This window comes from Falsiroseomonas oryzae (assembly GCF_027856955.1).
Classification (GTDB): Bacteria; Pseudomonadota; Alphaproteobacteria; order Acetobacterales; family Acetobacteraceae; genus Falsiroseomonas; species Falsiroseomonas oryzae.
On the sequence record NZ_JAPSMD010000004.1, the window covers coordinates 28,208 to 41,263 of the forward strand.

The 13,056-nt window shown below is 71.1% G+C and carries 12 protein-coding genes; 1 reads left to right on the forward strand and 11 read right to left on the reverse strand.

Annotation, left to right across the window (positions count from 1 at the left end; all coding sequences use genetic code 11):
- Nucleotides 1-5: 5 nt before the first annotated feature.
- The gene (locus OZN99_RS01230) at nt 6-995 is read right to left on the reverse strand and encodes a Bug family tripartite tricarboxylate transporter substrate binding protein (protein ID WP_270933341.1); all 990 of its coding nucleotides are present in this window, start codon (nt 993-995) and stop codon (nt 6-8) included.
- Between the two features lie 151 nt (nt 996-1,146).
- Between OZN99_RS01230 and OZN99_RS01235 the strand changes: the two genes are divergently transcribed.
- A complete protein-coding gene (locus OZN99_RS01235) occupies nt 1,147-2,829 on the forward strand; it encodes a hypothetical protein (protein WP_270933342.1) in 1,683 nt (560 codons plus the stop codon).
- Between the two features lie 65 nt (nt 2,830-2,894).
- On the opposite strand, the gene OZN99_RS01240 is transcribed toward OZN99_RS01235, so the two are convergent.
- The 10 genes from OZN99_RS01240 to OZN99_RS01285 all read right to left on the reverse strand — a co-directional run bounded on the left by OZN99_RS01240 (nt 2,895) and on the right by OZN99_RS01285 (nt 13,055).
- Nucleotides 2,895-3,707, reverse strand: a complete 813-nt coding sequence (locus OZN99_RS01240) for an ABC transporter permease (RefSeq protein WP_270933343.1) — start codon at nt 3,705-3,707, stop codon at nt 2,895-2,897.
- Nucleotides 3,704-4,540 carry an ABC transporter permease gene (locus tag OZN99_RS01245; protein WP_270933344.1) on the reverse strand — a complete coding sequence of 279 codons (837 nt, stop codon included), beginning with the start codon at nt 4,538-4,540 and terminating at the stop codon, nt 3,704-3,706. Before OZN99_RS01245 ends, OZN99_RS01240 begins: the two co-directional genes overlap by 4 nt.
- Before the next feature lie 5 nt (nt 4,541-4,545).
- Complete coding sequence (locus OZN99_RS01250) at nt 4,546-5,688, reverse strand: extracellular solute-binding protein (RefSeq protein ID WP_270933345.1); 1,143 nt, start codon at nt 5,686-5,688, stop codon at nt 4,546-4,548.
- Nucleotides 5,689-5,717: 29 nt separating this feature from the next.
- Complete coding sequence (locus OZN99_RS01255) at nt 5,718-6,809, reverse strand: ABC transporter ATP-binding protein (RefSeq protein ID WP_270933346.1); 1,092 nt, start codon at nt 6,807-6,809, stop codon at nt 5,718-5,720.
- A gap of 74 nt (nt 6,810-6,883) precedes the next feature.
- Nucleotides 6,884-7,642, reverse strand: a complete 759-nt coding sequence (locus tag OZN99_RS01260) for a metallophosphoesterase family protein (protein ID WP_270933347.1) — start codon at nt 7,640-7,642, stop codon at nt 6,884-6,886.
- A 136-nt stretch (nt 7,643-7,778) separates the two neighbouring features.
- A complete protein-coding gene (locus OZN99_RS01265) occupies nt 7,779-8,759 on the reverse strand; it encodes a Bug family tripartite tricarboxylate transporter substrate binding protein (protein WP_270933348.1) in 981 nt (326 codons plus the stop codon).
- Nucleotides 8,760-8,793: 34 nt separating this feature from the next.
- Entirely contained in the window at nt 8,794-9,879 is a 1,086-nt protein-coding gene (gene leuB / locus OZN99_RS01270; RefSeq protein WP_270933349.1) for a 3-isopropylmalate dehydrogenase, read from the reverse strand.
- Nucleotides 9,880-9,883: 4 nt separating this feature from the next.
- Nucleotides 9,884-10,483 (reverse strand): 3-isopropylmalate dehydratase small subunit, encoded by a 600-nt coding sequence (gene leuD / locus OZN99_RS01275; protein WP_270933350.1) that lies wholly within the window; start codon nt 10,481-10,483, stop codon nt 9,884-9,886.
- On the reverse strand, nt 10,483-11,907 hold the full coding sequence (leuC, locus tag OZN99_RS01280; protein WP_270933351.1) for a 3-isopropylmalate dehydratase large subunit: 1,425 nt from the start codon (nt 11,905-11,907) through the stop codon (nt 10,483-10,485). The genes leuD and leuC overlap by 1 nt, the downstream gene beginning before the upstream one ends.
- Complete coding sequence (locus OZN99_RS01285; protein WP_270933352.1) at nt 11,904-13,055, reverse strand: iron-containing alcohol dehydrogenase; 1,152 nt, start codon at nt 13,053-13,055, stop codon at nt 11,904-11,906. The genes leuC and OZN99_RS01285 overlap by 4 nt, the downstream gene beginning before the upstream one ends.
- Between the last annotated feature and the right edge of the window lies 1 nt (nt 13,056).

The following is a 13,056-nucleotide window of genomic DNA, read 5'->3' on the forward strand; positions in this document are numbered from 1 at the left end:
CGCCGCTACCGCGTCTGTCGCCGCACCACCTCGATGATGCCGGTCTCGGTGATGGTCTGGAGCTGACGCTGCTGGTCCTCCACCCATTTCCGCTGGAAGGCGGCGGCGTTCAGGTAGCGGGGCTGCAGCCCGTATTCGCGCACCGCCGCCTGCGCGGCGGGGGTGTTCAGCAGCTCGCCGAAGGCTGTGTCGAGACGCTGTATGATCTGTTCCGGCATGCCCCGCGGCGCGCCGACACCCTGCCACAGCGTCACGACGATGTCGTAGCCGAACTCGCGCGCAGTCGGGATGTCGCGCAGCGACGGGTCTTCAAGCCGGTTCTCGGCGAAGGCGCACAGCACGCGCACATTGCCGTTGCGGATCTGGTCGCGCAGATCGACCGGGTTGTTGGAGATGGCGTGGATATGCCCGCCCAGCAGCGAGGCGATCAAAGGGCCCCCGCCAGGGAAGTTCACCGCCTCGATCTGCAGGTTGGCCGCGAGACGCAGCTTCTCCGGCCCGATATGAGACGTGTTTCCGTAGCCGGTGATGCCGTACATCAACTGGCCCGGACGGGCGCGCGACCACTCCACCAGTTCGGTCAAGGTGCGCCACGGCGCATCTGCCTTGACCGCGAAGACAAAGGGGATCTCGCCCACCTGGGCAATCGCCTGCAGCTCCGTGGCGTAGTTGAAGCGGGCGTGGCCATAGAGCGGCTGGAACACCATGCCGCTGTTGGTCATGCCGATCGTGTAGCCGTCCGGCCGCGCCTGCACGAGTTCGTTCAGGCCGATCATCGCGCCGGCTCCGGGCCTGTTCTCGACGACGATCGGCTGGCCGAGCAGCTGCCCGGCCTCGCGCGCCAGGAACCGGCCGATGATGTCCGTGCTGCCGCCCGGCGCGAAGGGCACGATCAGTCGCATCGGCCGGCTCGGATAGGCCTGCGCCATGGCGACGCGCGGTGCGACGGAGAGCAGGGCTGCTGCACCTGCCAGGGCGCGACGACGCTCGATCATCGTGGTTCCCTCCCCTTTTCGGCGTCGGCCTTCTGGCGCTGCCGTCCGGCGGAGCGTGCTTGCGGCAGGTCGGCCCTGTCAACCGCCTGCGATGCGCGCCTTGCGCACCCTGCATCGCGGTGTAGCCTGCCGCCAGCGGATCCGGCCGGGCGTGCGACGTCGCACCTGCCGGAAGGAGGAGCAGCCCGTCATGCAGCCCGGCACGCCGACCGCGGCACCGTTCCCGTTCCGCGCGCTCGAGCTGCACGGCCATGCGATCTGGCGACGCGACCGCGTCGCCCGGGCCTTGCAATTCATGCAGGCGCAGGGGCTGAACGCGCTGGTGCTGCACGAAAGCGACCTCGTGCACCAGGTCGTCTATCCGCGCAGCTGCTTCGACCCCTACGCCCTGTGGCGCGATGCCCCGAGCCGACGCGGCGAGAACGCGATCTTCAACAACCGCGCCTATCTGGAGAGCGTCATTGCCCAGGCGTGCGCCGCGGGCGCGGAGACCTGGGTGAACGTCAAGGAGATCGGCTTCTCCGACGAGGTCCTCGCCCTGCGCCCGGAGCTGTTCAAGGCTGGCGCCGTCTGCCCCACCGAGCCCTTCTGGGCAGAGTACATCGCGGCAAAGACGGATGAGCTGCTCGGCGACTTCCCCGGCCTTGCCGGCATCATCGTCAGCTTCGGCTCGCAGGAAAGCCGTGCCTCGCGCGCCCAGAACCGCTGCCGCTGCGCGCTCTGCGCCGCCGAGCCGCTGGAGGCCTGGTATGGAAGGATCATCGCTGCCATGCACGGCCCCGTCACGCGGCGCGGCCGCCGCCTGGCGGTGCGCGACTTCGCCTACAAGCCGGAGGATCACCGGCCGCTGGTCGCCGCGATGCGCCGGGCTCCGCAGGAGGTCATCTTCTGCATCAAGGCGATGCCGCATGATTTCTACGTGACCTTCCCGGACAATCCGGCACTCGGCGTCCTGCAGGACCGTCCGCAATGGGTGGAGTATGACTGCCTGGGCCAGTTCTTCGGCTGGGGGATCATGCCCTGCCTGGTCCTGGACGACCTGGCCGGACGCGTGCCCCGCTGGCGTGCGCAAGGGGCCGCCGGCGCGATCCTGCGCATGGAATGGGAGCGCATCAACGATCTCGATGCGCTGGACAACCTCGCAGAGGTGAACCTGATCGGCGCGGCCGCGCTGCTGCGCGGCGAGTCCTGCAGCGCGGAGACGGCTTGCGGCCGCTGGCTGGCGGCCCATGGCCATGACCCAGGCACCGCCACCTGGCTCACCGCGATCCTGCAGGCCACGCTGCCGATCGTCCGCGCCACGGCCTATACGGACGGTTTCGTCACCGCCGACAACAGCATGCTGCCGCGCAGCGTGGCGCGGGCGTGGTGGGGGGCGGAGACACGTGACGCGCTAATTCCCTGGGCGCCAGAGCGGAATGGCGGCCTGGACCTGGACGCAGAGCGACTGGCAGATCTGATGGGCGAGAAGGCGGTGGCGCTGGAGGCAGCGCGGGTGCTCTCCGCGCGTGTGCGCGTCGGCGAGCCTGGCCTCGACCCCGCGCTGCATGCGCGGATCCGCGACGCCTTCGCGTGGTTCGAAATATGGGTGGAGGGCCACTGCCTTGCATCACGCGTCTGCCTGCTGGCCCGACATGTCGATCGTCCTGGTGCGCGGGCGAGCGCGGCGACGCGTGCGGCGCTGCATGCCGCCGCATCGGAGCTCGAGACCTTCGCCGATCGCATCGCACCCTTGGCAGCGGACGGGTCCGTGCCGCACCAGGTGGTGATGCTGCTGGACCACAGGCGGGCACGGGACACGGCGGCGGAAGCGCGGGTCATCGCGGACGGCTGAGCCCATGGCCACGGCGCCGCACTGCGAGCGGCGACGCCTGCCGTCCGACCCGACCCGCGCGTCGGTCAGCGGCCAACCTTGGCCAGCACCTCCGCCCGCAGGAAGCGCTCCACCAGCAGCATGAACAGCACGCTCGGCACCAGCAGGATCAGCGCGGTGATCGCGGCGATCTGCATGTTGCCGCCGGCCGCGGCACTGAACAGCAGCAGCGGCAGGGTGCGCACCTCCGGCGCGCCGACGAAGTAGCTCGCGGTGAACTCGTCGAGCGATTCCAGGAAGACGAAGACTGCGCTGGCCGCGATGCCGGGCGCCGCCAGCGGCAGCGTCACCGTGCGGAAGGCGGTCAGCGGCCCCGCCCCCATGTTGCGCGCGGCGAGTTCCACATCCTCCTCCACCGCGGCGAAGGCGGCCGTCGCGATCCAGATCGAGTAGACCAGCCCATGCGCCGCATGCACCAGCACCACGCCCGCGACCGTGCCGTTCAGGTCGAAGGTGAAGAAGATGCGCGCGACGTTGATGTAGACGGGAAGGTTCGGGAAGGCCTGCGGCAGCAGGAACAGCAGCAGGATCGCCGCCCGCCAGCGCAGCCGCGCCTTCGCCAATGCCCAGGCCGCCGGCACCGAGACCGCCAGGCACAGCAGCGTGGTCAGCGACGCGATCCAGATGGACAGCCACAGGCTCTCCATCGCCTGGCCCTGCGGGCGGAACACCCTTTCCCAGAAGCGGAAGCCGTACTGGCTGGGCAAACGGTTCGGCCAGAACCACGCCTCCGCCACGGACCACAGCACCAGGTTGACCAGCGGCCCGAAGACGAAGAAGGCGAAGAGGCCGAGCAGCAGGCCGCGGGGAAGCCACCAGAAGACGGAGTCGCGGCTCATGTGGCGCCGCCCCCCTGCCCGCGCCCGCCCCTCTCCTGAGCGGCCTGGCGCAGCCAGATCCAGGCGACCAGCCCGGTCAGCACGCAGCTGACGAGCCCCAGGGCATTGGCCGTGCCATAGTCGCCCAGCGAGTTGATGCGCCACGCCATGGCGACGGTCAGCATGGTCGGGCTCTGCCCGCTGATCATCAGCGGCACCGACAGCACCGACATCATGGTGACGAAGGACAGCACCAGCGCGACCATCACGTTGCGCGCGACCTGCGGCAGCACGATGCCGAGCAGGATGCGCAGGCGGCCCGCACCGAGGTTCTGCGCCGCCTCGATCCCGGATCGGTCCAGCGCCGCCATGGCGCCGGCGACCAGCAGCGTGGCGAAGGGCAGCTGCTTCCAGACGAAGGTGATGACGATGCCACGCCAGTCCAGGAAGCTCTGCGCCCACTCCTGCGGCATCAGCCCGATCCAGATCAGCGTGTTGTTCATCAGCCCGTTCTGGCCGATGAAGCCGCGCATCGCCTGCGCCGCGACGATGAAGGGGATGAAGAGCGGCCAGCGATACATCGCCGCCAGCATGCGCACCGCGGTCCGGTTCCGCCCGAGCGTGAGATAGCCGCCGATCGCGATCGCGCCCAACCCGGTCAGCAGCGTGGAGGCCGCGACGATGACCAGAGTGAACAGAAGGTCGGTCCGGTACAGGCCGAAGGCCCGCCCGAGATTGTCCAGCGTCGGCCCGGCCGGCCCCTCGAAGGCGCCGACGACGGAGAAGCCCAGCGGCACCAGGAAGAAGGCGCCGACGACGAACAGCGCCGGCGCCACCAGCAGATAGGGCAGCACGCGGCTCAGTTCAGGACCACGCGCTCATAGGCTTCCTGCAGCGCGCGCATGAAGTCGGCCTGCGGCATCGGTCGGGCGCCGCGCGCCAGCTGGTCCGGGCCGATGTCGCGGAACAGCCGGTCCCAGGTCTGCTGGTCCAGGTGCTGCCGCACATGCTGCGCATCGATGCCGGGCAGCCAGTTGAAGCGCCGCACGATCCCTTCCGCCTGCACCGGCGGGCTGGTCGCCAGTTCCACGAACCGCCGCGCGACATCGGCATGCGCGGCCCGCGCGGGGATGACGTAGTACATGGGCTGGCCCGGCAGGCCGCTCTCCGGCAGCACCAGGCGGAAGCCGGGGTTGAGGCGGCCTTCCGCCTGCCAGGTGTAGAACATGTCCATCCACACCGGCCCCATGTCGATCTCGCCTCGGTTCAGCGCATCCAGCGTGCCGGCATTGCCGGGGGTGATGGTGACGTGGCGATTGAACTCCCGCAGGCGCTGGAAGGCGGGGGTGAGGGAGGCGACGGTGTCGGTGTCGAACGGCCCTTCGATCAGCCGGCGCTGGTCGGGGCCGAAGGCATAGGCCCAGCCGAAAACGAAGCCCACGCCGGACATGCCGCCGCGGATGCCGTTGTAGCCGAAGCGGCGCGGGTTCTGCCGCACCCACTGCTCCAGCGCCTCGAAGCTGGTCGGCGGGTTCGGTACGCGCTGCGGGTTGAAGGCGATCGCAACCTGGCTGTTGAACATCGGCATGACATAGCCGTCCACGTTCTGGCCGAGCGCGTTGCGGGTCACCGCGCTGGTCGCCAGGTTGCCGGTCGCAGCCTGCTCGCGGAAGCGCGCGAGCAATCCCTCGCTGACCATGCGTCCGGCCATGGTCTGGTGCACCACGGCGACGTCCACATCCACGCTCTGCGCGTTCGCGCGGCGCTGCGCCTCCAGCCGTTCCCAGATGCGCTGGCTGCCGGCGTCGCCCGGGCCGGTGCCGATCGCACGCACCGTCACGCCGGGGTTCTGCCGCTGGAACAGCGGGCCGAGGTAGTCGGTGATGTAGTCCACCATGTTCTGGTCGCCCGCGGTCAGCACGTTCAGCGTGACGCGCTGCTGCGCCAGGGCAGGTGTCGTGGCCAGCGCGGCGCTGGCCATCAGGAAGCTGCGGCGGTCCATGATGCGTCCTCCTCCATGCGGTTCGTTCGTTAGTGCGCCGGCGTGACCTCCGCGCGGCGATCCTGTTGCGGTTCGGTTGCGGCGAAGAGATGCGCGGCCGCGGCAGGAATACCGAGACGCACCGCCGCGCCTTGCGCCACGCGCTCCGGCACGTCCACCAGCACCTCCTGGCCGGCGACGCGGATGGCAGCCCGCCAGCGCCCGCCCGGATAGGCCGAGAGCGCGACGGTGCCGTGGAACACCAGCCCGTCGATCCCCTCGCCCGGTGCGAGCAGCCGCGCTTCCTCGGGCCGGAAGTGCAGCGTCGAAGCGCCTGCGGGCGGCGCCCGGCCCGGATCGAGCCGCAAGGGCGGCTCGCCCTCCGCCCCTTCGGCCATGCCGTCGCGCACGCGCACGGGCAAGCGGTTGGTCGCACCGAGGAAGTCCGCGACATAGGCGCTGGCCGGGCGCGCCCAGAGATCCTCGGGCGAGCCGTGCTGCGCCACGCGGCCTTCGTGCAGGATCACGATGCGGTCCGCCAGGATCATCGCCTCCTCGCGGTCATGCGTGACATGGATCGCCGTGATGCCGAGGTCGCGCTGCAGGGCGCGCAACTCGTGACGCACGCCTTCCCGCACGCGGGCATCGAGGTTGGACATCGGCTCGTCCAGCAGCAGGATCTCCGGATCCACGGCCAGCGCGCGGCCCAGCGCCACGCGCTGCCGCTGCCCGCCAGAGAGCTGCGCCGGCAGCCGGGCGCCGAGGCCCTCAAGCCGCAGGAGGCGCAGCATCTCCTCGACGCGAGCGGCGATGCGCGCCTTGTCCCAGCCGCGGATCGCGAGGCCGTAGCCGATGGTCTTCGCCACCGACATGTGCGGCCACAGCGCATAGGACTGGAACACCATCGCGGCGCCGCGCCGCTCCGGCGGCGCATGGGTGATGTCGCGCGTGCCCGCACGGATGACGCCGCCCGAAGGCTTCACGAAGCCGGCGATGCTGCGCAGCAGGGTCGTCTTGCCGCAGCCCGACGGCCCGAGCAGCGCGACGAACTCCCCTGCACCGACCGCGACCGACACGCGGTGCAGCACCGGCGTCGCGCCGTACGACACGGTCAGGTCCTCGACCTCGACGCTGACGCCCACGCCCGCCTCCCCGTTGGCCGGAGCCTAGAGCACGCGCGGCGCGCGTGCCTAGAGGCGCCGGGGGGGCCGGCCGGTCAGTCCTCGAAGCTGATGAAGCCCGTCCGGATGACCTTGGCCCAGACCGGCGCGCCGCGCTCCTCCGTCCGGCGCGCCGCCGCCTCCCAGTCGTACGGCACGGCGAGCAGGTCCACCCGGTCGCCGCCCGCCTCGTCGAGGGTCAGCATGGCGTAGCGCGCATGCGGCGAGCGCGCCTCGGCGACATGCGGATGCGGCGGGCGCGTGACGCGGAAACCCGGCAGGCCGAGGCTGCCCGGATTGACCACCAGCGGCCCGGCGGGAACCTGCACCACGCCGGCCTGGTGGCTGTGGCCGCAGAGCACGACCCGTGCAGCCATCCCCTCCTCCCCAAGTCGCGCGCGGATCGTCTCCAGCGACGACGGCACGAGCCTTCCGTCGCGCGGCTCCTCGAGCAGGTTCTGGGTGTCGCTCGATGGCGTGCCGTGGCAGGCCAGCACACCCGGCGCGGGCAGGATGCGCTCCGGCAGGCTGCCAAGCCAGGCCCGCTGGTCCGCCGTCGTCTCCGCGAAGGCGACCGCGTCCTGCCGGCTCATCGCATCCGGCGCGCGGTCCACCAGCCAGCGATCGTGGTTGCCGCGCACGCTTGGGATACCGCGGTCCATCAGGAGTTCCGTCGTCTCGCGCGGCCACATCAGCCCCGACGCGCAATCGCCCAGGCAGAGGGTGCTGTCCGCACCGCGCAGCGCGATGTCGTCCAGCACCGCTTCCAGCGCGGCCAGGTTGCCGTGGATGTCGGTGATCACCGCGATGCGCATGGGTCTCTCGTGGATCGGCGTCTCCCGTGTAGCATGGCGATGCCGGGCCGCGATGACGCCCGCCGCCGGGCGCCGGGGGCTCGAACCCGGGTAGCGGCCGCCCCGCGCGGGCCTTGCGGTCGCAGGCTGCGCGGTCTCAGCCGAGCGTGATGTTCGCCTCCCGGATCACCTCCAGCGCGCTGCGGCGCTGTTCCGCCAGCCAGGTCGCAAAGGCTTCCGGGGAGTTGCCGATCATGATCGCACCGGCGGGATCCATCCGCGCACGCACGGCCGGGGAACGGGCGGAGACGGCGGCCGCCGCGGCCACCCGATCGATGATCGGCCGCGGCACGCCCGCCCCTGCGAACAACCCGTTCCAGTCGTTCAGGTCGAAGCCGGGGAAACCGGACTCGGCCAAGGTCGGGACGTCCGGCAGCGACGGGACGCGCTCGAGGCTGGTGACGGCCAGCACCCGCGCGCGCCCGGCCTGGACCGGCGGACGGATGGAGGAGGTGGTGATCAGCACGGCGTCGATGTTGCCCGCCAGGATGTCGCGCGCTGCATCCGCGCCACCCCGGTACGGCGCATGCACGAGGCGGATGCTCGCCCGCCGTTGGAAGGCGGCCAGTGCCAGATGCGCCATGCCGGCGGCCGGCGGCGTGCCCACGCTGATCGTGCCGGGGCGGGCCTTGGCCAGCGCGATGAACTCCGCGATCGTGCGCGCGGGGAAGTCCTGCTTCACCGCGATGACCTGGGGAAAGGCAGAGATCTGCGTGATGGGCTGGAAGGCGGTGGCGTAGTCGAAGGGCAGGTCGCGCATCAGCGCCGGGTTGGTCAGCTGGTTCGCGGCATCCACCAGGAAGGTGTATCCGTCGCGCGGCGCCTGCAGCAAGGCGCTTGCCGCCACCACGGCGTTGCCGCCGGTGCGGTTCTCGATGACAATGTTCTGGCCCAGCGCCTCCTGCATGTCCGCCGCCAGGGCGCGCGCCGCAGTGTCGGCGGCGCCCCCTGCGGCGAAGGCCACGATCCAGCGCATCGGGCGGGTGGGCCATTCGGCCTGCGCCAAGGCCGGCCGGGCCAGCGCCGTCGCGGCGAGCGACGCGGCCAGCAGGCGGCGGCGGCTTATGTCGTGCGTCATTCTCCGGTCCTCCCTGTCGGTTCGTTGTTGGTTGTCAGTCTGCCATTGCGGAGAGTTCTCGCGCCACCGCGTCGCCCATGGCCTCGGTGCCGACCAGCATCGCGCCCGGCTCCATGATGTCGGCGGTGCGCAGCCCCGCCGCCAGCACGCGCCGGACCGCCTGCTCCATCCGCGCCGCGAGTGCGGGCTGCTTCAACGAGTGGCGCAGCATCATGGCCGCCGAGAGAATGGACGCCAGCGGGTTCGCGATGTCCTTGCCCGCGATGTCCGGAGCCGAGCCATGCACCGGCTCGTAGAGCCCCTGCCCCGCCGCGTTCAGCGACGCCGATGGCAGCATGCCGATCGATCCGGTCAGCATGGCCGCGGCATCCGACAGGATGTCGCCGAAGATATTGCCGGTGACGATCACGTCGAAGTCGCGCGGCCGCCGGATCAGCATCATGGAGGCCGCGTCGACATACTGATGCGTCAGCTCCACATCGGGATAGTCGCGCGCGACCTCCGTCACCACCTCTCGCCACAGCGCGCTGGTCTCCAGCACATTCGCCTTGTCCACGGAGCAGAGCTTCTTGCGTCGCCCGCGCGCTGCCTCGAACCCGGCGCGGGCCACGCGGCGGATCTCGCCTTCGGTGTAGCGCATCGTGTTGATGCCCACCCGCTCGGCATTCTCCACCCGCACGCCACGCGGCTGGCCGAAATAGATGTCGCCCGTCAGCTCGCGCAGCACGATCAGGTCCACACCCTCGATCACCTCCCGCCGCAGGGTGGAGGCGCCGAGCAGCTCGGGGAAGGCGAAGACGGGACGGAAATTGGCGAACAGGTCCATCCGCTTGCGCAGCCGCAGCAGCGCATGCCCCCCGCGCGCCTCGGGCGGGCGCAGGTCACTCTCATAGGTGCCGGCGGCCCCGAACAGCACGGCATCGGCCCGCTCCGCCAGTGTCGCCGTAGCCTCGGGCAGCGGATCGCCGACCGTGTCGTAGGCTGCGTCGCCGACCGGCGCGGCGCTGAATTCGAACTGCGGCCCGTTGGCAGCCAGCGCGCGCAGCGCCTTCACCGCCTGGGCCGTCACCTCCGGGCCGATGCCGTCGCCGGCGAGCACCGCGATATGCATGCGCGTCATGTCCTCAGCTGTTCTCGCGCCCGAAGCGACGCTCGAAGGCGGCGATCTCCTCGTCATGCCCCAGGGTGAAGGCGAGCTCGTCGATGCCCTCCAGCAGGCACCTCCGCGCGAATGGATCGATCTCGAAATCGTGCACGCTGCCATCCGCCGCGGTGACCGTCTGCGCCTGCAGGTCCACGGTGACCTCGCCCTGCGGGTCGGTCTCGGCCTGCGCGATCATCATCGCCACCGTCCCGGCCAGCAGCCGCACCGGCAGCAGTCCGTTCTTCAGGCCGTTCTGGGCGAAGATGTCGCCGAAGGACGGTGCGATCACGGCCCGGAAGCCATGCCCATGCATCGCCCACACCGCATTCTCGCGCGAGGAGCCGCAGCCGAAGTTGTCGCCGCAGAGGGCGATGCGCCCGGTCCGCCAGACCGGACGGTTCAGGGGGAACTCCTCGATCTCGCTGCCGTCGGGACGGTAGCGCAGGTCGCGGAACAGGCAGGCGCCGTGATCCGCGTCGCGCGGCAGATGCAGGAAGCGCGCCGGCAGGATCTGGTCCGTGTCGATATTGGACTTCGGGAACGGCACGGCGACAGAGCGGACGACCTGGAAGCGTTCCATCACACCGTCTTCCCCAGCAGGCGACGCACATCGGTGATGCGGCCGGTCACCGCCGCTGCGGCGGCCATCGCGGGGCTCATCAGATGGGTCCGCGCGCCTGGCCCCTGGCGGCCGCGGAAGTTGCGGTTCGAGGTTGAGGCGACGCGCTCGCCTGGCGCGGCGATCTCGCCATTCGTGCCGATGCACATGGAACACCCGGCCTCCCGCCAGGCAAACCCGGCCTCCCGGAAGATCCGATCGAGCCCCTCGGCCTCCGCCTGACGCTTCACGGGCGCGGAGCCCGGCACCACCCAGGCGGTGACGCCCGCCGCCACGCGACGCCCGCGTGCGATCGTGGCCGCCGCGCGCAGATCCTCGATCCGGCCATTGGTGCAGGACCCGATGAAGACGCGGTCCACGGCGATCTCCTCGATCCTCTGGCCGGGCTCCAGGCCCATGTAGTCCAGCATCTCCTCCATCGCTGCGCGACGCTCCGCGCCCGGCGCCGTCGCTGGATCGGGCACGCATCCGTGCACCGGCACCGCCTCCTGCGGCGAGGTGCCCCAGGTGACAGTCGGTGCGACCTCCGCGGCATCGATCGCGACCTCGGCGTCGAAGCGCGCCCCGGGATCGCTGCGCAGGTCCCGCCACCGCCCGACGGCCCGGTCCCATTCCGCGCCCTGCGGTGCCCGCGGCCGGCCTGCCAGGTATGCGAAGGTCGTCTCGTCCGGCGCCACCATGCCGGCGCGGGCCCCGGCCTCGATGGACATGTTGCAGAGCGTCAGCCGCCCCTCCATCGTCAGGCCGCGCACCGCGGAGCCCGCATACTCGACGACATGCCCAGTCGCCCCCGCGGTGCCGATCGTGGCGATCACGTGCAGGATCACGTCCTTCGCGGTGACGCCGGCGCCCAGTTCGCCATCCACCGTGATGCGCATCGTCTTCGGCTTGCGCTGCCAGAGGCATTGCGTGGCCAGCACATGCGCCACCTCCGTCATCCCGATGCCGAAGGCGAGTGCGCCCAGCGCGCCATGCGTCGAGGTGTGGCTGTCGCCGCACACGATGATCATGCCGGGCTGGCTGAGCCCCTCCTCCGGCCCCACCACATGTACGATGCCCTGGCGGCCGTCCTGCAGGCCGAACAGCGTGAACCCCTCGGCCGCCGCATTACGCTCCAGCGAGACGACCATCTCGCGCAGCGCCGGGTTGGGGATGTCGGCCGCGACGCGCGTGTCGGTCGGCATGTAGTGGTCGGGAGTCGCGAAGGCACGCTCCGGCGCGCGCAGGCGCACGCCGCGAGCCTTCAGCATCTCGAAGGCCGGCGCGGTGCCGTCGTGCAGCAGGTGGCAGTCCACGTACAGCAGGGTCTGGCCGTCCTCCCGCTCCAGCACGCGGTGCCGGTCCCAGATCTTGTCGAACATCGTGCGTGGCGTGGCTGCGCTCATGCGCCTTGTCCCGGATGGGCGTCGCGCAGCAGGCGGAGGTAGTCGTCCTCCGTCGCGCGGCGCGGATTGGTCAGGTGGTGGTGGTCGCGCATCGCCGCGGCGGCCGCCGCAGGCAACTGCGCGGACTCGATCCCCATCGCCGCCAGGCCGGAAGGCAGGCCGATCGCGGCGTTGCGCGTCCCGATCGCCTGGGCCAGCGCCTCGACGGATGCGTCGGCAATTTCCATCGCATCCGCGAGGCGCGGCACCAGCGCGGCGATCGCGGGGGCGTTGAAGCGCAGGACATGCGGCAACAGCACCGCATTGAGCGTGCCGTGATGCGGAGAGACGGGCAGCGCGCCGAGCGCATGGGACAGGGCATGCACCGCCCCCAGCCCCTTCTGGAAGGCCAGGGCGCCCTCGACCGAGGCCAGCATCATCGCCGCCCGCGCCGCTCGGTTCGCTCCATCCGCCACTGCGTCGGGCAGAGCGCGCCAGCCACGTCGCAACCCGTCCAGAGCGATGGCATCCGCGACCGGATTCTCCCGAGGGGCACAGAAGGTCTCGATGCAATGCGCGATCGCGTCCATGCCGGTCGCCGCCGTCAGCCTCGGCGGCAGGCCAAGGGTCAGGCTCGGGTCGCAGACGGCCGCTCGGGGGATCAAATACGGACTGCCGATCGAGACCTTGCGGCCATCGTCCAGTACGATCAGCGCGCCGCGGCTCACCTCGCTGCCGGTGCCGGCCGTGGTCGGCACGGCCACGACGGGGACCGCGGCGCCCGTGATGCGCGAGAGCCCGCCCTCCACCACCGCATAGGGCGCCAGCGCCTCCGACGGATGCGTTGCCGCCAGCGCGACCGCCTTCGCCAGGTCCAGCGGCGACCCGCCGCCCAGCCCGATCACGCCATCCGCACGATGCGCCCGGAACGCCTGGGTTGCGCTCCGCACCGCCCGCTCCGTCGGATTGGGCGGCGTCGCCGCGAAGACGGCGTGCGCCATGCCGGCCGGCAGCACGGCCAGCAGCCGATCGAGCAGCCCCGCCGCGACCACCCCCGGATCCGTCACCACGAGCGGGCGCAGGATGCCGGCCAGCGCGAGCTCCGCCGGCAGCTCCGCCAGCGCCCCTTCGCCGAACTGCACGCGGTTCAGGAAGACCATCAGCGCCATG